The sequence below is a fragment of the Streptomyces sp. WMMB303 genome (assembly GCF_029351045.1).
Taxonomy (GTDB): Bacteria; Actinomycetota; Actinomycetes; order Streptomycetales; family Streptomycetaceae; genus Streptomyces.
The window spans coordinates 2,483,861-2,505,789 of sequence record NZ_JARKIN010000001.1; the positions used below are offsets into that span (position 1 = coordinate 2,483,861).

Annotated in this window: 17 protein-coding genes; 4 read left to right on the plus strand and 13 right to left on the minus strand. The window is 69.4% G+C overall.

Annotated features, from left to right (window positions below; genetic code table 11):
* Positions 1 to 46: 46 nt before the first annotated feature.
* Positions 47 to 1,375, plus strand: a complete 1,329-nt coding sequence (murA, locus tag P2424_RS11205; RefSeq protein WP_276475609.1) for a UDP-N-acetylglucosamine 1-carboxyvinyltransferase — start codon at positions 47 to 49, stop codon at positions 1,373 to 1,375.
* Between the two features lie 281 nt (positions 1,376 to 1,656).
* Here the strand turns inward: murA and P2424_RS11210 are convergent, their stop codons facing one another.
* Genes P2424_RS11210 through P2424_RS11225 form a run of 4 tightly spaced genes read right to left on the minus strand, consistent with a single transcriptional unit; the run spans position 1,657 to position 5,742 of the window.
* Positions 1,657 to 2,787, minus strand: coding sequence for an ABC transporter ATP-binding protein (locus tag P2424_RS11210; protein WP_276475610.1), 1,131 nt, complete (start codon positions 2,785 to 2,787; stop codon positions 1,657 to 1,659).
* The gene (locus P2424_RS11215) at positions 2,784 to 3,629 is read right to left on the minus strand and encodes an ABC transporter permease subunit (RefSeq protein WP_276478929.1); all 846 of its coding nucleotides are present in this window, start codon (positions 3,627 to 3,629) and stop codon (positions 2,784 to 2,786) included. Before P2424_RS11215 ends, P2424_RS11210 begins: the two co-directional genes overlap by 4 nt.
* A gap of 14 nt (positions 3,630 to 3,643) precedes the next feature.
* Complete coding sequence (locus P2424_RS11220) at positions 3,644 to 4,591, minus strand: ABC transporter permease subunit (RefSeq protein WP_276475611.1); 948 nt, start codon at positions 4,589 to 4,591, stop codon at positions 3,644 to 3,646.
* Positions 4,591 to 5,742 carry an extracellular solute-binding protein gene (locus P2424_RS11225; protein ID WP_276475612.1) on the minus strand — a complete coding sequence of 384 codons (1,152 nt, stop codon included), beginning with the start codon at positions 5,740 to 5,742 and terminating at the stop codon, positions 4,591 to 4,593. The genes P2424_RS11220 and P2424_RS11225 overlap by 1 nt, the downstream gene beginning before the upstream one ends.
* A gap of 271 nt (positions 5,743 to 6,013) precedes the next feature.
* Between P2424_RS11225 and P2424_RS11230 the strand changes: the two genes are divergently transcribed.
* Together P2424_RS11230 and P2424_RS11235 are read left to right on the plus strand one after the other, a co-directional pair.
* A complete protein-coding gene (locus P2424_RS11230) occupies positions 6,014 to 6,811 on the plus strand; it encodes a GntR family transcriptional regulator (RefSeq protein WP_276475613.1) in 798 nt (265 codons plus the stop codon).
* A gap of 65 nt (positions 6,812 to 6,876) precedes the next feature.
* Positions 6,877 to 7,614 (plus strand): HAD family phosphatase, encoded by a 738-nt coding sequence (locus P2424_RS11235; protein WP_276475614.1) that lies wholly within the window; start codon positions 6,877 to 6,879, stop codon positions 7,612 to 7,614.
* 206 nt (positions 7,615 to 7,820) lie between these two features.
* On the opposite strand, the gene P2424_RS11240 is transcribed toward P2424_RS11235, so the two are convergent.
* A complete protein-coding gene (locus P2424_RS11240; RefSeq protein WP_276475615.1) occupies positions 7,821 to 8,102 on the minus strand; it encodes an HU family DNA-binding protein in 282 nt (93 codons plus the stop codon).
* Between the two features lie 476 nt (positions 8,103 to 8,578).
* Positions 8,579 to 10,015 carry an NAD-dependent malic enzyme gene (locus tag P2424_RS11245; protein WP_276475616.1) on the minus strand — a complete coding sequence of 479 codons (1,437 nt, stop codon included), beginning with the start codon at positions 10,013 to 10,015 and terminating at the stop codon, positions 8,579 to 8,581.
* Between the two features lie 306 nt (positions 10,016 to 10,321).
* Between P2424_RS11245 and P2424_RS11250 the strand changes: the two genes are divergently transcribed.
* Entirely contained in the window at positions 10,322 to 10,528 is a 207-nt protein-coding gene (locus P2424_RS11250) for a cold-shock protein (protein WP_019354305.1), read from the plus strand.
* A gap of 307 nt (positions 10,529 to 10,835) precedes the next feature.
* On the opposite strand, the gene P2424_RS11255 is transcribed toward P2424_RS11250, so the two are convergent.
* From P2424_RS11255 to P2424_RS11285, 7 genes are all read right to left on the minus strand, one after another.
* Positions 10,836 to 13,244 carry a UvrD-helicase domain-containing protein gene (locus P2424_RS11255; RefSeq protein ID WP_276475617.1) on the minus strand — a complete coding sequence of 803 codons (2,409 nt, stop codon included), beginning with the start codon at positions 13,242 to 13,244 and terminating at the stop codon, positions 10,836 to 10,838.
* A gap of 1,580 nt (positions 13,245 to 14,824) precedes the next feature.
* Positions 14,825 to 17,068, minus strand: coding sequence for a hypothetical protein (locus P2424_RS11260; protein WP_276475618.1), 2,244 nt, complete (start codon positions 17,066 to 17,068; stop codon positions 14,825 to 14,827).
* A gap of 14 nt (positions 17,069 to 17,082) precedes the next feature.
* Complete coding sequence (locus tag P2424_RS11265) at positions 17,083 to 17,535, minus strand: hypothetical protein (protein ID WP_276475619.1); 453 nt, start codon at positions 17,533 to 17,535, stop codon at positions 17,083 to 17,085.
* Positions 17,536 to 17,829: 294 nt separating this feature from the next.
* Positions 17,830 to 18,366 (minus strand): chloramphenicol phosphotransferase CPT, encoded by a 537-nt coding sequence (cpt, locus tag P2424_RS11270; protein ID WP_276475620.1) that lies wholly within the window; start codon positions 18,364 to 18,366, stop codon positions 17,830 to 17,832.
* 232 nt (positions 18,367 to 18,598) lie between these two features.
* Complete coding sequence (locus tag P2424_RS11275) at positions 18,599 to 18,982, minus strand: XRE family transcriptional regulator (RefSeq protein ID WP_276475621.1); 384 nt, start codon at positions 18,980 to 18,982, stop codon at positions 18,599 to 18,601.
* A gap of 561 nt (positions 18,983 to 19,543) precedes the next feature.
* Positions 19,544 to 20,236 (minus strand): RES domain-containing protein, encoded by a 693-nt coding sequence (locus P2424_RS11280; RefSeq protein WP_276475622.1) that lies wholly within the window; start codon positions 20,234 to 20,236, stop codon positions 19,544 to 19,546.
* A 492-nt stretch (positions 20,237 to 20,728) separates the two neighbouring features.
* Positions 20,729 to 21,697: a hypothetical protein gene (locus P2424_RS11285; RefSeq protein WP_276475623.1), complete on the minus strand. Its 969-nt coding sequence runs from the start codon at positions 21,695 to 21,697 to the stop codon at positions 20,729 to 20,731.
* Positions 21,698 to 21,929: the final 232 nt, after the last annotated feature.

Here is a 21,929-nt window from a genome sequence, read left to right on the forward strand (position 1 = left end):
ACGCTTGCCTGTTGTCCCATCCCGTCTCGCGGAATCGCGGAGATCCATGACCGACAGCCCAGCCGACGTACTCCTCGTCCACGGTGGCGCCCCGCTCGAGGGCGAGATCCGTGTCCGGGGTGCGAAGAACCTCGTCCCCAAGGCCATGGTCGCCGCGCTGCTGGGCAGTGAACCGAGCCGACTGCGCAACGTGCCGGACATCCGCGATGTCCGGGTCGTACGCGGGCTGCTGCAGTTGCACGGCGTCACGGTCCGCACCGGGGACGAGTCCGGCGAGCTGGTGCTCGACCCCTCCCACGTGGAGAGCGCCAACGTCGCGGACATCGACGCGCACGCGGGCTCGTCACGGATCCCGATCCTGTTCTGCGGCCCGTTGCTGCACCGGCTCGGCCACGCCTTCATCCCGGGGCTGGGCGGCTGCGACATCGGCGGCCGTCCGGTGGACTTCCACTTCGACGTGCTGCGGCAGTTCGGCGCGACGATCGAGAAGCGGGCCGACGGGCAGTATCTGGAGGCCCCGCAGCGGCTCCGCGGCACCAAGATCCGGCTGCCGTACCCGTCGGTCGGCTCGACGGAGCAGGTGCTGCTGACGGCGGTGCTGGCGGAGGGCGTCACCGAGCTGTCCAACGCGGCCGTGGAGCCGGAGATCGAGGACCTGATCTGCGTGCTGCAGAAGATGGGCGCGATCATCTCGATGGACACGGACCGCACCATCCGGATCACGGGCGTCGACAAGCTCGGCGGCTACACCCATCGCGCGCTGCCGGACCGCCTGGAGGCGGCCTCCTGGGCGAGCGCCGCGCTGGCGACCGAGGGCAGCGTGTTCGTACGCGGCGCCGAGCAGAAGTCGATGATCGCGTTCCTGAACACCTTCCGGAAGGTGGGCGGCGCCTTCGAGATCGGTGACGAGGGCATCCGCTTCTGGCACCCGGGCGGCCCGCTGAACGCCATCGCGCTGGAGACGGACGTCCACCCCGGTTTCCAGACCGACTGGCAGCAGCCGCTGGTGGTGGCGCTGACGCAGGCGTCCGGGCTGTCGATCGTGCACGAGACGGTGTACGAGTCACGGCTCGGCTTCACCTCGGCGCTCAACCAGATGGGCGCGCACATCCAGCTCTACCGCGAGTGCCTGGGCGGGATGCCCTGCCGCTTCGGGCAGCGCAACTTCCTGCACTCGGCCGTGGTGTCCGGACCGACGAAGCTCCAGGGCAGCGATCTGATCATCCCGGACCTGCGCGGTGGCTTCTCGTATCTGATCGCGGCGCTGGCCGCGCAGGGGACCTCCCGGGTGCACGGGATCGACCTGATCAACCGCGGCTACGAGAACTTCATGCACAAGCTGGCGGATCTCGGCGCCAAGGTGGAGCGCCCTTAGCGGGAGCGGCCGTATCGGCAGCCACCGCAGCGCAGCGCAGCGGCGGCTCCGGGGCATCGGTACGGGCCCCAGACACCGGTAGGGGTCCCGGACGCCGGTAGGGGTCCCGGACGCCGGTAGGGGCCCCGGGCGCCGTGCGGGCCTGCCCGGCAAGGAACACCGCCCGGGCCCGTCGTCCCCCGTACGACAGGCCCGGGCGCGCAACCGGTGCCCCTGTTGTCGGCGGCCGGCCGCCGGCGGCAGCGGCCAGTCGTCAGCCACCGCCCGCCGGCCACCACCCGTCAGCGGGCGACCTCCTCCACCAGGACGGGGTTGTCGTGCGGGGTGAGGGTGCAGCGGGCGCCGGGGGTGAGGGTCTCCGCCTCCCAGCTCGGCAGGTCGGCCTTGGCCTCGGCTCCGGAATCGGTGGTCAGCAGGAGGCGGGTGACGCCGCCGAGGAAGGTGGCCACCCGGACGGTCGCCGGTTCGCCCTTCGCCTCGGTACCGGTGTGCACCTTCAGCCCCTCGGGGCGCAGCAGGACGTCCACCTCGCGGCCGGCGCCGGGGCACTTCCCGTGCACCGGGAGCCGCCGTCCGAGCACCTCGACGGCGCCGCTGTCGCCCATGACGCCGGGCAGCCGGTTCATCGTGCCGACGAACTCGGCGACGAACGGCGTCTCGGGCCGCTCGTAGAGCTCGTTCGGCGGGGCGCACTGCTCCAGGCGGCCGTCCCGCATCACCGCGACGCGGTCGGCCATCGACAGCGCCTCCTCCTGGTCGTGGGTGACGAAGACGGTGGTGATGCCCAGTTCGAGCTGGAGGCGGCGGATCTCCTCGCGCAGTTGCAGCCGCACCTTGGCGTCCAGGGCGGAGAGCGGTTCGTCCAGCAGCAGGATCCGGGGGCGGATGGCCAGGGCGCGGGCGAGTGCGACGCGCTGCTGCTGGCCGCCGGAGAGCTGGTGCGGGTAGTGCTTCTCGCGACCCGGCAGCCCGACCAGTTCCAGCAGTTCGGTGGCGCGCGCCGCCCGCTCGGCCTTGGGTGCCTTGCGGACGCGCAGCCCGTAGGCGACGTTCTCGGCGGCCGTCATGGTGGGGAAGAGGCTGTAGGACTGGAAGACCATGCCGATGTCCCGCCGGTTGGCGGGCACGGCGGTCACGTCCTCGCCGCCGATGAGCAGTTCGCCGCGGTCGGCGCTCTCGAATCCGGCGATGATGCGCAGTGCGGTGGTCTTGCCGCAGCCGGACGGGCCCAGCAGGGCCACCAGTTCGCCGGGGGCGATGTCCAGGTCGAGCCCGTCCAGCGCGGTGGTGGCGCCGAAGGAGCGCTGCAGTCCGCGTAGCCGCAGGCCGACGCCGCCGGGCCGGTCCTCGGGGGTGGCCGCCGTGCCGGGGGCGGTCACGGCGGTGGTCGCGGTGCTCGCTGTGGTGGTCATACGGTCGTCTTCCTCCGGTTGCCGGTCCGGTTCCGGTTGCGGGTGCGTCCGCCGGCGAGGTTGGTGAGCAGGAGCAGCAGGCCCCAGGTGATGAGCAGGCTGAGCATGGCGGCGGCGACGGAGAGCTGGGCCTCGTAGTCGCCGACGTGCACCATCCACACGGAGAACGGTTCGAAGCCGAGCACGCTCGCCACGGTGTACTCGCCCAGCACCATGGCCAGGCTGAGGACGGCGCCGCTGACGATGGCGGGCCGCAGGTTGGGGACCACGACCCGGCACAGTGTGCCCAGCCGCGAGGCGCCCAGGCTGCGGGAGGCTTCCACCAGCGTCTTGAGGTCGGTGCCGCGCAGTCCGCCGTCCAGCGAGCGGTAGAGGAACGGCAGCGACATGACGGTGTAGACGAGGACGAGGACCAGCGGGAAGCTCTTGTTGTGCAGTGCCTGGAAGGTGGCCCACAGCGGGGTGTCGGCCAGGTCCTGCTCCCAGGAGAGCACCGTGCTGACCCCGGCCACGAGGGCGACGGGCGGCATGATGAGCGGCACCATGCACAGCACTTCGACGACGCGGCGCAGCCTGGGCAGCCGCAGCGTGACGACGACCATGGTGGGCACCATCAGCAGCAGCCCGAGTGCGACCGTCGCCAGGCCGAGCCGGATCGACAGGCCGAGACTGGTGGCCATGCCCTCGTCCCGCAGGCCCCGGGCGTACGCGCCGAAGGTGATGCCCTTGCCGGGGTCGTCGACGGTGAACCAGAGGGAGGCGGCGACGGGGACGAGGAAGTAGAGCGCGGCCAGCAGCAGCACCAGGAAGCTGCCGTACGGGCGCTTGCGTACCCGGCGCATACGGGGGGTGGCGGTCAGCCCAGCCATCGGTTGCTCCGTCGTTGCAGCGGGATTTGTATTGCCATCACGAGCAGCGCGATCACCACCATGTTGAGGCTCATGGCGAGCGCGAGGTTCTCCTGCCCGACCAGGACGTTGCCGGACAGCGCGTTGGCGATCTGGATGGTGATCAGCGGTACCGAGCTGCCCGTCATCACGGCGGCGGTGGCGTGCGAGGCGAAGGCGGTGCCGAACATCAGTACGGCTCCGCCCAGCAGTGAGGGCATCAGTACCGGCAGCCCCACGTGGCGCCAGAACTGCGCCTTGGTCGCGCCGCAGGAGGCGGCGGCCTCCCGCCACTGCGTGCGGACGCCGTCCAGTGCGGGCAGCACGGTGACGACCATCAGCGGGACCATGAAGTACAGGTAGGCCAGCACCAGTCCGGTGAAGGTGTAGAGGCTGAACCCGGTGCTCTTCAGGTGCAGCAGCCGGGTCACGGTTCCGGTGGTGCCGAGGGTGGCGATGAAGGCGAAGGCGAGCGGTGCTCCGCTGAAGTTGGCGAAGACGCCGGACGCCGAGACGGCGGCCTTGCGCAGCGCCCCGTTCCGGGAGCTGAGCAGCGCCTGTCCGATGACGGTGCCCAGGACGGTGGCCAGCACCGCGCTGAGCAGGGAGAGCTTGACGCTGCCTGCCAGTCCGGTGGCGTAGGCGCCGGACAGCGAGCGGCGTACGTTCTCCAGGCTGTAGTGGTCGGCGCCGGTGGCCGGGTCGACGACGGTGAACGCGTTGTAGGCCAGGGTGCAGGCGGGCAGGCCGAAGCAGACGGCCATGAAGGCGAAGAACGGTACGACGGCGGGCCAGCGCCAGTGCCGGGCGCCGCCGCCCGCGCGGCGGCGCGCCGACGCGGGCGGGGTGGCGCCGGATCGCTGCCCGGTCGCGGGGGCGGCGGGGCCGGCCGGGTCGGCGGGGGTCGTCACAGCCATCAGCTGACCGCCGCGCCCCAGCCCTCGCTGATGGTCTTCTGCGCCTCGGCCTCCTGGGCGTGGGTGGGGAACTTCGGCGTGCCGTCGACCTCGGGGAGCTTGGCGGCGGCCTTCTTGTCGACGGTGCCGTCCTCGGTCATCTTCTCCAGCAGCGCGGGCCGCGAGTAGCCCCTGAGCCAGATGTTCTGGCCCTGGGGGCTGTAGAGGAACTCCAGCCACAGCCGGGCGGCTGCCGGGTGGGGCGCGTACTTGTTGACGCCCTGGTTGTAGTACTGCGAGTACTGGCCGTCGGTGGGCACGTTGACCTTCCAGTCCACGCCCTTGGACTTCAGCTCCTCGCCGTAGCCGAGGTTGAGGTAGTCCCAGTCGATGGAGATGGGCGTCTCGCCCTTCTGGATGGTGGCCTTGGTGGACTCGACGGGCACGTAGTTGCCGCTCTTCTTGAGCTTCTCGAAGAAGTCGAGGCCGGGCTGCACGTCGTCGAAGCCGCCGCCGTTGGCGAGCGAGGCGGCGATGACGGAGGAGAAGGCGGAGGAGGACTCGTTCGGGTTGCCGTTGAGGGCGACCTTGTTCTTGTACTGCGGCTTGAGCAGGTCCTTGAAGCTCTTGGGGCACTCCTTGACGGCCTTGGCGTCGCAGCCGAGGGAGATGTAGCCGCCGTAGTTGTTCATGAAGGAGCCGTCGGACTGCTTCTGGGAGTCGGGTATCGCGTCCCAGCCCTTGACCTTGTAGGGGGCCAGCAGCTTCTTGGCCTTGGCCTGCTGCATGAACGCGGTGCCCAGGTCGAGTGCGTCGACGGCGCGGTCCTGGCCCTTGCGCTTGGCCGCGGCGTTGAGGGCGCCCTGGCTGCTGCCGCCCGGGTCCTCGTTGTGGACCTCGATGCCGTACTTCTTCTCGAAGGTCTTGATCATCTGGCCGTAGTTGGACCAGGTCGGCGCGAGGGCGTAGACGTTCAGCTCGCCCTCCTTCTTCGCCGCCGCCACCAGCTTGTCCATACCGCCCAGGTCCGCGGCCGAGCGGGCCTTGCTCGCCTCGCTGTCCGAGCCCTGTGCCGGTGCCGAGCCGCAGCCGGTTGCCGCGGCGGAGAGGGTGACGACCGCTGCCGCGGCGGTCAACAGGCGGCTCCTACGGCTGAGATGGTCTGCCTTCACGTTTCCACTCCTGGGGTTCGTGCCCGTCACCTGTATGGACAAGCTCGATTCATTGAGCGTGGGAAAGCTAGCAGCACGCACCCCGTGGCGCCAAGCCGGACCACCTGGCAAACCCCCAGCTCAAAGCGTTATTTGCGAACAGGTTTAGCGCTCCGAGCTGCGGTTATACGCATCTGCCCTGCCCGCTTGATGTGCACACTGCTGCGCACAGATGGCATGATCTGGCGGAGTCCGCGCAGCCCGTGAGCGCAGCACGTCGAGGGAGTCGCCCATGTCCGAGTCCGCCCGCGGTGGCCGCCGCAGGACCGCCGGTCGCACGCCGTCGCAGCGCGGCGACCCGCGGCACGAGCGGATCGCCGACGAACTGCGCCGCGCCATCGCCGACGGGCACTATCCGGTCGGCGCGACCCTCCCCTCGGAGGCGGAACTCGCCACCGCGCACGGCGCCTCCCGCGGCACCGTGCGGCAGGCCGTCTCCGCACTGCTCGCCGAGGGCCTGATCGGCTCCCGGCAGGGCGCCCGCCGCGTGGTGCTGTCCACCACACCCAGCCAGACCTTCACCGAACTGCGCAGCTTCGCCCAGTGGGCCCGCGCCGGGGGCCGGACCGCGGGCGGACTGGTGGTGACCTCGGACTGGGACACCGCGCGCCCCGAAGAGGCCGGCCTGCTCCAGGTCCCGCACGGCGCTCCGGTGCTGCGCGTGCTCCGGATCCGCACCCTGGACGAGGAACCCGTACTGCTGGAGCGGACCGTCTACGCGGAGTGGATCGGCACCGCCGTCGACGCGCTGCCGGCCGACTGCGAGTCGGTCACCCAGCGGCTTTACGACGACAGCGGGCTCGTCTTCGCGCACGGCGAGCACCACATCGACGCAGTCGCCGCCGGAACCGCCGACGCGGAGCACCTGGGCGTGCGCCGGGGCAGCCCGCTGCTGCGGGTGCGCCGCACCACCACGACGGCCGACGGGCGCCCGGTGGAGACCTCCGACGACCGCTACCGCCCCGGCTCGGTCGTCTTCACCGTCCGCAACTCCACCCAGACCAACCCGCTGGCGCGCACCCGCGCGTGAGCCGCCCCGCCGGTGCGCACCCGCACGCCGGCGGCCTCCACCCACCGACGAAGTGCGAGCCCGCATTGCCCACTCCCCCGCCCTCGCCCGGCCTGCCACCGGGAGGCACCACCGCGCCCGCCTCCCCCCGCGCCCTGCCGGGAACCGGCCGGACGCCCGCCGCCCTGCTCTGCGACATGGACGGCACCCTCGTCGACACCGAACGCGACTGGCTGGCGACCCTCGCCCAGTTGCTGGCCGAGCACGGCGCCGACACCGGTGAGGCGGCCCTCGCCCCCTTCGCGGGCCTGCCGCTGGACGGCGCGGCCGCACTCGTGGCCCGGCGCACCGGCCTGGCCGCCGAGGCCGCGCAGGCCAGGCTGGACGCCACGTTCACAGCACGGGTGCGCGCCGGAGTGACGGTGCAGCCCGGCGCACTGGCGCTGCTGGACAGCGCCCGGGGAATGGGCGTCCCGGTGGCGCTCGTCACGGCGTCCGAACGGCCGATCGCCGACCTGGTGCTGACCACATTGGGGCCGCACCGCTTCACCTGCTCGGTCGCACACGGCGAGACCCCGCGCGGCAAACCGCACCCGGACCCCTACCTGGCCGCCGCCCGCCTCCTGAAAGTCCCCGCCACCGCGTGCCTGGCCCTGGAGGACACCCCCACCGGCGCCGCCTCCGCCCGCGCCGCGGGCTGCCGGGTGATCGCCGTCCCGACCGTGGACGGCATCGAGGAGACCCCCGGCACCCTGCTGCTGCCCTCCCTCCAGGACGTCGACCTGGGAGCGCTGCCGCTCGCCTTCGGGGAGGACAGCGACTGACTCCGGCCCGGTCCGGTACCGCAGCCGCCCGGAGCCCGGCGCCCGTCCCGGGACGGGAGGGGGCTACCTGTCCGGGGGGCGGCTCTCGGACACGCGCAACGGGAGGCGGCGGCGCTCGAGAGCCGCGAACCTCCGCGCCCGGGTGCGGACACACGAAGGGCGGCCCCCCGAGTGGGGGGCCGCCCTCTGCTTCAGTGTCTCAGGGCTTACTTGCCCTTCGCCGCTTCCTTGAGCTTGGAGCCCGCCGAAACCTTGACGCTGTGCCCGGCCGGGATCTGGATCGGGTCACCGGTCTGCGGGTTGCGCGCGGTGCGCGCCGCCCGGTGGGTGCGCTCGAAGGTGAGGAAGCCGGGGATGGTGACCTTCTCGTCGCCCTTGGCGACGACCTCGCCGACGGTCTCGGCGAACGCCGACAGGATCGCGTCGGCGTCCTTACGGGTCACCTCGGCACGCTCGGACAGAGCGGCCACCAGCTCACTGCGGTTCATAATTCGTACTCCCGTGTTCTTCTTGCCGATGAGGCGTGAGATCGAAGCCGATGCTGCCAGGGCCCTCCGACAGTCCCCGGACCCGGGTCCGCCTTCGGGCCCGCGCGCCCCGTGGGGGTATCCCCCTGGACAAGGTCCGTTTCGGGGTCTCCCCCTCGGACGAAGTCCTTGGGAATGCATCCTGCCCCTACCTGCGGCGGGAAAGCCAATCCGGCGTCATCCGGCGCCCTCGCGCGTACTGACGTGTCTTGGCCTCTGGCTGCCCGCAACACTAAGGGGCCCGCCCGAGTGAACCCCCGCCCGACGCGCCGGGGCCCCCGCGGCCGACACGGCGCCGCGCGGGCAGGAGACCCGGATGGGGGCCGCAGGCGGCGCCGTCCGGATGCTCCCGGGCGCGGAGGCCGGCAGCCGGGGGCGAGGGCCCGGGTACGCCTCCGGGGGCCGTCGCACGGCTTCCGGCAGGCCGGGCGGAGCCCTCAGCCGGCCTGCGCCGGCTCCTTGGCGGCCTTCGCCTCGCCCTCGCTCACCGCGGCGTCGCGGACCGCGCCGGCGACGGCGCCGGAGACCTTCTCGTTGAAGACGCTGGGGATGATGTAGTTCGGGTTCAGCTCGTCCTCGCCGACCACGTCGGCCAGCGCCCGCGCCGCGGCCAGCATCATCGCGTCGTCCACGGTGCGGGACTGCGCGTCCAGCAGGCCGCGGAAGACGCCGGGGAAGACCAGCACGTTGTTGATCTGGTTGGGGAAGTCCGACCGTCCGGTGGCCACCACGGCGGCCGACTCGCGGGCCGCCGCCGGGTCGACCTCCGGGTCCGGGTTGGCGAGCGCGAACACAATGGCGCCGTCGGCCATCCTGGCGATGTCGCTGCCGTCCAGGACGTTGGGCGCGGAGACGCCGATGAACACGTCCGCGCCGACCACGACCTCCTTGAGGGTGCCCGTGTGTCCCTCGGGGTTGGTGTTGTCGGCGACCCACCGCATCGGTGAGCCCTCCTCGGCGTCCGCGAGGTCCTCGCGGCCCGCGTGGACGACGCCGTGGATGTCCGCGACGACGGCGTGCTTGACGCCCGCCTCCAGCAGCAGCTTCAGGATCGCCGTACCGGCGGCGCCCGCCCCGGACATCACGACGCGGACGTCCTCGATCCGCTTGCCCACCACACGCAGCGCGTTGTAGAGCGCGGAGAGCACCACGATGGCGGTTCCGTGCTGGTCGTCGTGGAAGACGGGGATGTCGACGGCCTCCCGCAGCCGCGCCTCGATCTCGAAGCAGCGCGGCGCGGAGATGTCCTCCAGGTTGATCCCGGCGAAGCCGGGCGCCAGCGCCTTGACGACCTCCACAATCGTGTCGGTGTCCTGGGTGTCCAGGCAGATCGGCCAGGCGTCGATCCCGGCGAACCGCTTGAAGAGGGCCGCCTTGCCCTCCATCACCGGGAGCGCCGCCTGCGGGCCGATGTTGCCCAGGCCCAGCACGGCGGAGCCGTCGGTGACGACGGCGACGCTGTTGCGCTTGATCGTCAGACGCCGCGCGTCCTCGGGGTGCTCGGCGATCTGCGTGCAGACCCGGGCCACACCCGGGGTGTAGATCATCGACAGGTCGTCGCGGTTGCGAATGGGGTGCTTGGCGGACATCTCGATCTTGCCGCCGAGGTGCATCAGGAAGGTACGGTCCGAGACCTTGCCGATGGCGACGCCCTCGACGGTGCGCAGCTCGGCCACGATCTCGTCGGCGTGCGCGGTGGAACTGGCCGCGATCGTCACGTCGATCCGCAGCCGCTCGTGGCCCGAGGCCGTCACGTCGAGGCCGGTGACCGAGCCTCCGGAGGACTCCACGACCGTGGTGAGCTGACTGACCGCCGTCCCGCCTGCGGGGACCTCCAGGCGGACCGTCATCGAGTAGGAGACGCTTGGCGCCATTGCCGACTTCCTCTGCTTTCCCTTGTCACGTTGTGCGTGTGCGCGCGGGGGCCGCATTTCTTACGGCCTGCGGCGCGCCACGTCAACAGATCGTCCCACCTACCCCCCGGTACGTGGTAACGCATCCCTTGTTTCGGAAAGCGTATTCCACCATACGAGAGATTGTCATCCGCGCGGCCGGAGGCGGGCCGCGCGACTCCCCGGAAGAGAACCGGAAGAGAAACGGCCCCAATTCCTCTGAAACGGACCGAAACCGACTTAGTATCGGCCCGCACACTGCCTCTGCATCACAGGAGACCCGGAAACATGGCTCAGGGCACGGTCAAGTGGTTCAACGCCGAGAAGGGCTACGGCTTCATCGCACAGGAAGGCGGCGGACCGGACGTCTTCGTGCACTACAGCTCGATCGACAGTGAGGGGTACCGCAGCCTGGAGGACGCACAGCGCGTCGAGTTCGAGATCACCCAGGGCCGCAAAGGCCCGCAGGCCGACGGCGTCCGCGTGGTCGGCTGACCACGCGGGTCGACCCTGCTGTCGACCGCTGCCGGCTGCTGCCGCCGGCCGCGCCGCCCCGAGGGCGTCCGCACAGCGAAGAGGGCTCCCGTCCGGGCGACGGGAGCCCTCTTCGATTCACGTCCAGTGACACCGACCCGCCAGCTCGCCTCGCGGCAAGTGGGCGCTCTGAGCGCCTATGGTTGGGCCCGGGGGCATGGATCGGGCCGGTGCCACACCCAGGCTAACAAACGACCCGCCACCGCGATTCCCCTTGCACGCACCGGTTTCCGGAGCCCTTCCGCACCCCGTACCGGCCCCGCGGGCCTCAGTCCCGCAGCAGGTCCGGGACCCCCGCCTCGTCGGGGAGGTCCGCCTCCGCACTGAGCACCAGCAGCCGCTGCGTCGCCCTGGTGAGCGCCACGTACAGCACGCGCAGCCCGGCGGGCGACTCGTCCGCGATCTCCGCCGGTGAGACGACGAGCGCGGCGTCGTACTCCAGCCCCTTCGCCTCGAGACTGCCGAGCGCGACGACCCGCTCGCCCAGTCCCGCGAGCCACTCGCGCGCCTCCTCCCGCCGCCGCATCGCGACCACGACCCCGACCGTGCCCTCGACCTCCGCCAGCAGCCGGGCTGCCCTCTCCCGCACCGCCGCGCCCAGACCGTCCCCCGGGCCGTCGGCCGCGCCGTCGCCCACGGCCCTGCCCGCCAGGCCCCCCGCGACATCCCCCGCCCCACTGCCCACGACGGCGAACTCGGGGGCCACACCGGTGGACCGGACCGCGCGCGGCGGCGCCGTCCCGGGCATGGCCAGCGCCAGCACCCGGTCGGCGAGGACGGCCAGCTCGGCGGGATTGCGGTAGTTGACGGTCAGTTCGAAGCGGCGCCGGGGCCGCTTGCCGAGCACCTCGTCCCGGGCCGCGGCCGCCTCGTCCGGATCGGTCCAGGAGGACTGGGCCGGGTCTCCGACGATCGTCCAGGTGGCGTGCCGACCGCGGCGGCCCACCATCCGCCACTGCATGGGAGTGAGATCCTGCGCCTCGTCCACGATGACGTGCGCGTACTCGGTGCGCTCCGACGGCAGCCGGTCGGCCGCGCGCTCGCGCCGCCGGCCCCCGTCCCGGTCGGCCGCGGTGGTCAGCTCCTCCAACCCGGTGAGCTGATCCACCGGATCCACCTCGCGCTTCCTGGGGCGGGCGGGTGCGCCCAGCAGCGTGCGCAACTCGTCCAGCAGCGCGATGTCGTGCACCGACAGCGGCCCCTCACCCTGCGAGGTGAGCCGCGCGGCGAGGGCACGCGCCAGCGTCCGCGTCTCGGCCGGCCGCAGCACGCGCCGCGCCCAACGGCCCAGCCGCGCCTCGTCCGCCATGGCCGCCAGCACCTCGCGAGGCCCCAGCTCCGGCCACCAGGCATCGAGGAAGTCGGTGAACACATCCTCGGAGGCGATGTCCTCGTCGAAGCCCTGCCGAGCCTCCGCGGCCAGCTCGGGGTCCTCGTGCCGCCGCTGCCCCCCGGACTTCTCCCACAGCGCGTCCAGCAGCAGCTTCCGCGCGCGGGGCCGCATGAGGTTGACCGGCGCGGTGCCGCCGAGGACCTGCCGGCGCACGGCGGCCAGCTCCCCCGCGTCCAGTTCCAGGCGGCCGCCGAAGGCGACGACCCGCAGCCGCTCCGGCACCGGCGCACGCAGCCCCAGGTCGAGCGCCCCGCGAGCCGCCTTGCGCAGCACCTTCACCATGCGAGCCGACCCCTTGACGCGGGCGACCCGCTGTTCGTCGTACGTCGTCGCCTCCGCGCCCGCCGTCTCCTCGGCCAGCGAGCCCAGCGCCCGGATCGCGACCTGACCCTCCTCGCCGAGCGAAGGCAGCACGCCCTCCGTGTACGAGACCAGCAGCGGGGTCGGGGACACGATCAGGATGCCGCCCGCGTAGCGGCGCCGGTCCTGATACAGCAGGTAGGCGGCACGGTGCAGGGCCACCGCCGTCTTACCGGTGCCCGGGCCGCCCGCCACCTCGGTGACCGACGCCGCGGGCGCCCGGATGACCTCGTCCTGCTCGGCCTGGATGGAGGAGACGATGTCCCGCATCGCGTGGCTGCGGGCCTGCCCCAGCGCGGCCATCAGCGCCCCGTCGCCGATCACTGCCAGCGGCGCGCCGTCCAGCCGGGCGGTGAGCTCGGGGCGCAGCAGATCGTCCTCGACGCCGAGCACCCGCCGGCCCTTGCTGCGGATGACGCGTCGGCGCACCACCCTGCCCGGCGCCACGGGGGTGGACCGGTAGAAGGGTCCGGCCGCGGGCGCCCGCCAGTCGATGACCAGCGGCGAGTAGTCGGCGTCCAGCACCCCGAGCCGCCCGATGTGCAGGGTCTCCGCGATGTCGGCCCGCTGCGCGCCGTCCACCGCGCGCACGACCCCCTCGGCGGGTTCCACGGAGGTGTAGGCACCGTCCGGGCCCCGTTCCCCGGTCCTGCCCTCCAACAGATCGATCCGCCCGAAGAGGAAGTCCTCGAACTCGCTGTTGAGCCGGTTGAGATGGATCCCCGCGCGGAAGACCTGCGCGTCCCGCTCGGCCAGGGCACCCGGCGTGCCCACCTGGGCGCGCCGGGCGGCGTCGTCCATCAGGAACTCGGCCTCATGGATCTTCTCTTCCAGCCTCCGGTACACCCGGTCGAGGTGCTGTTGCTCCGCGTCGACCTCGCGGTCACGTACGGTCTCCGGCTCCGCTCTGTGCTGCGCGTTCACCGCGGCGGCCCCCTTCTGCTCTCCTTAGGGCAGCCGTCAACCGTACGCGACTCCGCACCGCACGGCGCGACGACCGGTCGCAGCGCCCGGGTCGTCCATGCAGCAGAAGGGGCACGGGTGCCGCTCGTAACTGCGGTACTGCTCAAGCTGAACAGACCTCACGGCACTTCGCCCATTTCCAAAATTCCCATAGCAGCTCATCTCGCCCGGCAAATTCTTGCTTCACCAGGCGAGCAACACCACAACAAGGAGGAGAACCACGGCCACGGAAGCAGAGGATAGCCGAGTGCAAATCGTCGGAAAGTGGCCATTCGGCACGTTCGACATAGAAGCGGAACGAGCGTCAAGTGCACCCTGACGCCCGATTTTACGGCCGTCACCCGCCCCTGTTCTGTATGCAGCCCGTACTCTCCCTAGGCTTCTCCCCAACTTCTAAGATAAAAACCTCAGAGAAGATTCCTTTTGCGTCGCTTTCCCGTGATACATCACCGGCATCGAAAGTATATTTAACCTCTTTCGATGCTGCACCCACTCCAGTGACGGCTCTTCATTTTGGATTTTGCAAGAGAAGTGAGAATCTCATCGAATACCTTCGAGAATTCCTTCCCGCTCCTCTTGTACTCATCGATATGGAGGTCAAGGTACGAACCGTGCGACCACAGCCCGAGGTACATATCGCCCTGGTCGCATCTAACAAGCTTCGCGTTTCTCCAGGTCGCGGACCCCTTCTGTTTCCCTGCAGCAGAAACGACATCTTGATGCGAACTCACGGAGAGACTCAGACTGGGGCCCGCTTCCCCCTCCAGATAGAGGTCACACGTCCATGCCGTACTGGCTACGGGCTTCGTCACCCGCTCGAGGCCGGGCCTCGACCGCCCAGGGAAAGCACCCGATGGAAGAACGAAATCTGAAGTTTCACAAGCATTCTTCACATCAGTCCTGCCGCGCTCCGTTTCCGTCAAAGCAATCGATTTCGATTCTTTCTTGCCGAGTACTCCCCCTGCTTCGCACCCCTCGCTCTCCAAAGCCCTCTGAGCGGCCCGATAAGTGAGTCGCATCAAAGCATCAGGGCGAGCTTTCCCATCTATCACGGTAGCGGTGAAAAAAGGAACGAAGTCAGTCTCTGTAAGGATCCTCTTCCAGCAGCTACTCGGCACCAACAACCAAGCTTGGTGAGGCGTAGCGCCACCGGCCAAACCCTCCCGTGTATAGGAAGCCCTCTCCCCATTCTGCCAGACATGCGATTGAAAGGGACTGATTCCTGACATGAATTCAGTCGAAATCTCGACGCTTGGCTGAGGGGAGTCGATGAACTTACTCGTCCGTTTCACGCTGCATTCAAACGAACTGAAGGGCTTCTCTCTACTACTCTGCTGCCGCAGTCTGCCACTGCCGTTCAAGACATCGTTGACTTGGGAGGAAGACAGCGTGTCACCGCAGTATCGGTCCCGTCCGAAGATATCCGTGTTCCACCAAGTAAGCAGACCGGCCACAACTGCCATGCTCACGCCTACGGAAAGCAGTGAGTACCATATTACTCTTCGCCGCACCAATGACTTCCGCCGTTCAAGAGATTCCCCTTAAGAGTCCACTCGGAGAGCGCCGAAGGTGGCCCTCCTCCCCTTCACGTAGCTTTGCCCCGCCTCTCTCTGTGCGGTGTCCACCCACTCTTCACTGCGCTCTCCAGCCTTGCCGCTCCTCTCCAAGAAATGATCCAGTGCATCCTCCGTATTCTGATTTTCGCTCGAAATAGCATCTCTCGTGAAGTAAGAGTTTTCACTCTCTGCAGCTTTAAGCCACTCATGCCAGTAGGAGTCCACTGACCGTTGAGCCACATCGCCGACTATCGGAAAAGCATTCGCCAAGCTGCCCACGAGATGATAACCATAAACGCGCTGATCACCGTTCTTCTCAGAAGTTGCATCATACTCGCTCAGGTCGAGGTCAGCTCCGATAGCAGTAATGGCACCAAAGGTCTCTCCTACTTTTGCCGCACGGTTTCCTACATCACTTGTGGTATCCGCGAGTTGTTCGGCCATGTAGCGCCCGCTGGCTCCATGCAGCAACAGGTAATTGTCACTGTCCTCTGACACTCCACGCATCACGCGGAGAAGACTTGCGCGGCCATTCTGAATCTGAGATTCGTTTCCCAGCAAGAGAGGGTCAGGATCCCCTGAGCGCCCTCCAGGACTATCCGCAGAAATTGTGTCGACGATGTCAGGAATATACGACGACAAAGCTCGGGCGAGTGGGGTTCGCATTTTACTGAAACTTTCCTGCTTCAGGAGCTTATCGGCCTCTCCGATACGGTTGTCTTCAGGGTCCCCGTCGCCGTCCGGATGCCCGTAGTCAAGCCAGTTGACGGTGTCATGCATGATCCGAGCCTCGGTAGGTGTGTGCCTCCCGAAGATCTCGCCCGGTGAACCTGGTTCGCGGCCTGTGGTCCCAGCCTCGATGACGAGGCCCAGTCCCTCTCGTGCGTCTTTGCTCTCCTTGTCCGGGTCATGTCCTCCGATTGCGCCGTCACCCATGTCGACGTGCTTCCAGTCCCGGTCGTGCAGCAGGTACTGCAGATTGTCGTTCTCGGCCGGATCGAGATACTCCGCAGAAACGTCGGGCTGATCGGACATGATCTTTAGGAGGCCGTCGTAGGGGTCGTCTGCGAAGTGTGCGTACTTCTTCCCGTGGAAATCACCGCGCAGATCCCAGACATCCGAGTGACCACCTTGGCTCTTTTCTTCGGCGTCACGCACTGCGTCGGCGGTATCGGTCAGAAACTGTTTATCGTATTCGTCTCCGTCAGCCCTCTGCATGAGTGACACCAGGCTCTGATAGCCGCGAATCTTCTGCCCGGGCCCCCCGCCGTCGACGTTTTCGGCAACCTTGAGGTCGAACTTGCTCAGCCCCGCCTTGCGCATCTCTTCCTGGAACTTCTTGTAGAACGTTGTCTCCGGGTTCTTCGTGGCAGATGCGAGGTTCTTGGCAAGACCTTGGTCCAGCGAGACGTAGGTCTTCCGGTGCTCCTTGTCATCGCTGTAGGCCAGGTCGTCGAGACGGTTGTGTGCCTTGATGAGTCCTTCGGGTCCGCCCAGGGAGTTGATCAAGGTGCGGCTGAACTCGGGGTCGTCGCCGAGTCCGCGGGTCAGCATGGCGGCCTCGCGCAGCTCCTCGGGAGACGGCGTCTGGCCCTCGTTCAGACTTTTGTATGTCTTGGCCGCGCGGTTGGCGCCGGCCTTCACGGCGTCGTCGCCCACGCTTCCGTTGAAGCCGTCGGGCAGGCCCTCGTCCGGTTCCTTGGGGTCCGCCATGAATGCGGCCTTCATGGCTCCGTCAGCAGCCTGGGCTTCTTTGACGGCCTTCTTGATCGAGTCCGTCCATTCTGCTTCGACTTTCGCCTTGGCTTCCGAGTTCTCCCGGTACCTGTCGGCGACCTTCTTTCCCTTCTTGGCCTCGACCTTGTCGAGGTTCATCGTGCAGTGGCCGTGTGAATTCACGTCCATGCCCGCGGCTTGGGCGTCGTCCCTGGCCTTCTCCACGGCCTTCTTGTGGGACTCGAAGGTCGCGTGGGCGAGTCGGAAGAGGGCGCCCACGCCTCGGGCTTCTTCCTCGGCCTGGTCGTACTCCTCAGCCGTCTTCCCGCCCCACTTGCCGAACATCTTCGCGCCCTCGCCCTGCCAGCTGTCCGCGTCCACGGCGGCACGGACGTGGTCCCTGTAGTGGCCGCCCAGGGTTCCGAACCTCTTGCCCATCCCTTCCCAGGACTTGGCGGCGGTCTCCAGGTCGCTGAAGTCCGCGTTCACGATGTCGTCGTACGAGATCGCCATGTCGCTTCCGCCCCTCAGAGGTTGTCGAGACTGCTTCCGGGCCGCTTGTCGAGCCCTGGCTGGAGCCGGGGCGTCGCGGAACCGAAGGCGTCACGGGTGGCGATGTCCATGCCGCTGAGGATCGTGTTGACGTCCATCAGTGCCTCGCGCTCGTGGGAGAGGCTCCGGGTGAGGTGCTTGTGGTGCGTGCGCCAGGTCGTGAGCCGGTGGCGGATTCCGGTCCACACCTCCCAGCCGTGGAGCTTCCCGCGCCCGGTCGGGCTCTCCGGATTGCCGGTGAGAGTCTCGGTGTCCCCGTCGGCTTTCGAGCCCGCCTTGTGCGTCTCCGGGCCCAGAGTCTCCGCGAGATAGCGCGCCGCGGCCTTCTTCTTCGACTCGGAATGGACCAGATCGGTATTCTGCGGCAGGTGACCGCCCGGCTTCATTCCCGGGCTGGGATTCTGGTCCGATGCTGCGTTGCCCCCCATGGCCCCGCTCCCCCTCCTTGTGCATGCGGACGGCCTGCGGCCTGTCCGGGCACGGCGGGGCACCCTCCTGGCTCAGGGTCTGTTGTGCGGAGGGGCCGGATCGTCGTGCGGCCGTCCGGTAAACGTTCCCCAAAGGTAACAGTCAGTGTTACAGAACGCTATCGGCGCATGCGGAGAGTGAAGGATGTCCGGATAGCCGCCTCTTGCCCTGCTCTCGCGGTGACCGGCCCTTGCTTCCGGGCGGTGCCGCCCCACCGCTCGCGTTCCGGGCCGGAAGGACAGCCCGCGCAGCGGTCAGCGGTGGACGTGGGACGCGATGGTGCGGGCGCACTCCGCGGAGGGGGTGTGGGTGGTGTCGACCTCAAGGTCGTAGCGCACGCCCTGGTGCACCAGCTCTGCCTGTGAGGCGGCCATCCCGCTGACGCGGTCGCCGCGGGACTGTTCCCGTGCCGCGGCGACCGCGCTCTCGCATCGGACGCCGACCCACAGCACTTCCAGTCCGCGGAGGGCCTGCTGCCACCGCTGCTGCGAGGCGGCGCCGCCGAGGAAGACCTCGTCGATGACGACGCGGGCTCCCGCGCCGGCCATCGCCGCGACGCCCGCCATCCATGCGGCCTCCAGCTCCCGGAACCGCGGCCCGACGCTCACTCCGCCGTCCTCCGCGAGTTCGATGCCGGTGTCCCCGGTGCGCAGCGATGCGGGCATGGCCTCGATCAGGTCGTCGACCCCGAGGGCGAGCCAGGGCTCCGGCAGGGTGGTCTGCAGGCATCTGGTGAGTTCCGTCTTGCCGGAGCTGGAGCCGCCGTTGAGCACGATCACGTGGGTTGTCACGACGCCACGGTAGAGGGTGCCCTCCCGACGGGCGCAACGGCTTTTGACGGCGTACCGAGAGCGGCGAGCCGGGAAGGCGCGGAACCGCGCAGGCTCCCGGTCGCCGGATGGGTCCGGCGACCGGGAGCCTGCGCTGCGGGTGCCGCTGGTTCTGCTGCCTCGGGTGTGCTCGGTCCGCCGGATGCGGCGGAGGGGTCCGGCTCCCGGCCCGATCCGAGCCGGGAGCGGTCGTTCAGAGGTCGCCTTGCAGATAGGAGCGGGCAGCCGCCATGACGTCCTTGAAGCGGTCGTCGGCGATGGCCTGCACCGGTGCGTCGTCTTCCAGCTGCGGGTTCATCCCGATCATCCAGGCTCGGGCGACGTGCGAGTTCTCGCCGTTCTCGATGAGTTTGAACACCTGGTAGGCGGTGCGCAGTCGTAGTTCGGAATCGATGCGGGGCGCGTTGTCGGCCTTGCACCACTTGCCGACCTGCTTGGGGTCCTCGATGCCGGCGACGAGCGCCGTCACCCGTTGGCCGAAGTTGTCCTGCAGGAAACGCGCGACGTAAGCGGTGGTCTGCTCCGCGGTGTCGCGGTGTGCTCGGACTTCTGCGGCCAGCTCTCGCTGTGTCTGCATGGTCTCCTCATTCCCCCCGGCAGGACAGCCCGGGTGGGGCTGTGCGGACTGGACGCGGAAGGCTGTGAACGGGCTGTTGGAGGCGCAGGGTTCGCCGTGACGGCGGCTGTGCCGCGGGGCGCACCCGCACCCGGGACGTGCCTGTCCCCGCACCGGTGGTCGTCCGGTTCGCGAGCGGGCGGCAGGACGACGCACCAACGGCGCTCGTCGCGCCTGCCGTGCTCGGATCCCGAGGGCGCGGGGGCCTGGACAAGTGCATAGTCGGCGTGCTCAACATGCCTTCTCCCTGCTCCTGATGGAAGGAGTCTACCCCCGGCCACACCCCATACTCCAGATTTTTCCCACTCTAAAAGACCCTTAAATCCCCCTCGAATCCCCCCTCTGATCCTCCCCCAGGTCTTCCACCTGGCAAAATACGCCGGGCCGAGGGAGTTCCCGGCGACGGGATCGAGACAGCGATCGGCAGATTGACTCAATCCGGGTGACGGCTCGTACGGCCGATCGCCCCGGCGCCGCCCTCGGAGCCCCGGCAGCCGGGCCCGCCGTCACCGGCCCGCGGTCTCACCAGACCGTCAGACCGAACTCACGAGCGACTTCCTGCAACTCGAGGGACTCCGCGAGGATGGGCCGCCGCTCCACCTCCTCGATCTCGGGGCCGCTCAGGAGTGCCCAGCACCGGCGTCCGCCGTACCCGGAGCGGAAGGCGATCCCCTGGATCAGCTGGTGGCCCTGCGTGTTGCGTTGGGCGACGCTCCAGGCGGCGATCTGCCGGGTGATCCGCCGGTCCGTGCCGTGCAGATCGTGGTCCGAGAGGGAGTCCGCGGCGACCCAGTCGTTCAGCTCGCTCTTCAGCTCCTCGCCGAGGAATCGCCGGGTGTCCTCGGACTCGACATCCAGGAACCGCGCCTCGGCCGGCGGCCGGAGTCGCACGAGGATCCGTTCGTTCCGCCAGCTCGACGGCAGATGCCCCGGCCGCATCCGCCCGCCGCCCTCGGACAGCCCGTCCTGTGCCATCAGCCGGCGCATCCGGGGATGGACGCGGAAGGGGGCCAGGGCCTCCGCGTAGCAGCCGGTGGTCTCACTGCACGTGTAGAGCATCCCGTAGCTGAAGAGGCTGAACCTTCCCGCGCACGAGCCGCTCGTGGTCTCCGGCTCGACCCTGTTGTACCGGAGGGGTTCGGCCGCCTTGCCGAGGCGCCAGACACCGCGTTCCGGGGCTCCGACCAAGGTGACGGGAGGGAGGGGACTGGTCATCGCGGCCTCCTCGGCGTGCCGGTGCCGGTGCCGGTGCGGGTGCCGGCCTGCCGTGCTGTGCGGCGGGGGCGGACGGCGCGGGCGTCTGACGCGTCGTGGCGTCGGATCGGTGGGATCGGGAAGACGGTCATAGGTCCTTGAGGCAGCTGCGGGCAGAGGTGCGCCGAGAGGCGAGGCGCCCATTGTCGCGCAGGGGGACCAACGGAAGAGGGGCTACGGAAGTGCCCTGCGGGGGCGCACAGATGAGGCGTGGAGGCGCGGACGGGGCGCACGGGGTACCCCCGAGCGCCCTTCAGCTGTTTCTGCTCCCGTGGTCCCGTCCCGCTGAACGCACCGGACACGTCCTCGCGACCCGCTGCCGCCGAGCGGCTGGTCCGCCATCCGGGACGTCCGCCTTCTGCGACCGGACCCTGGGGGCCCGGCCGGCCGCCTTCCGGTCCCCGCGCCGTGCGCACTCCGCCTGTTCCGGATCGGCACCCCGAGCCCCGGGAACTACTGTGCCGGCGCCCCGCGATGCAGTATGTGCCGCTTGAGGGAATCGGGGTCGCCGATCCAGTGGAAGAGGGTGGGCTGTTCCTCGGTGCCTCCGAACTGCCAGCTGCTGACCGCCCTGCAGTCGGTGACGTCGAGAGCGAGCTGCGAGGTTCCGTCCGGCGCCGCACCCTTCGACCATGAGCCGGAGCCGTCGCAGTGCTCGTGAGCCTCCCCGCTGGTCGCCGTGTCCGCGTCGTGGACGCCCAGCTCGTCGGCCACCGCGGTGCCGTCGGCGCGGAGAGTGAGGGTGCCGCCCTGGTCGTCGCTCCAGACCCCGACGAGCTGTGTCTTGGTGAGCCGTGGCGGCTCGTACTCCTGGATCAGTCCGGTTCCGTAGGCCGCCAGGCCGCCGACGAAGACCACAGCCGACAGCGCCAGTCCGCAGCCGAGGACCCCCGCGGCCAGCCCGAACCGGGCACCGGTGCGACGCAGCACGGTCACGGCCCTGCTGCACAGGACGGCGGGGACCAGGCCGACGAAGGCCACCAGAAGAACCAGCGGCAGCGCGGTCCAACCGCCCCCGAACAGCGCCGTCGGCACCCCGATGCACAGGGCTGCCGTCGCGGCGACCGCACCGCACACGGCCAGGCACCAGCGCGCCGTCTCCGGCCGCCCCTTCTTGCGGGCCGACCAGCGCGACAGCTGTACGACCGGCAGGACGACCGCGGCCGAGCAGATCAGCCCCGCCAGGCCGAGCAGCACCATGGCGACCACGGAGACGAAGAGATATCCGACATAGGCCGGGACGCCGGCGGCGAGATAGTACTCGTCCCGCAGGCCCGCCAGGAAGTACACGACCAGCGCGAGGACTCCCTCCGCCGCCAGGGCCACGGCGCCGGTCAGCCACACGGCCGTCCAGCCTGCGCCGCCGACGCGTTCCGGTCCTCCGGGAGTCGTTCTCTCCCTTTCCACCGTCGATTGCGCCATTTCCCGCCCCTTCCTTCACATGTCCCCCTCATCATGCACCTGACCGGCAGGAACGCCGCGGCCGGGGTGCCGCGCAAGAGGTCCGCGAGGCCCGGACAGGCCGGCAGGACCTCCCACCGTGCGCGCCCGCTGTGCGCTGTGCGCACAAGATCGCCACCCGTGAGGCGGACAGCTCGGGAGTCGATACGTCGCGGGGGGGAGCACACGCGTCACCGGCGAGTCGGTGACCACA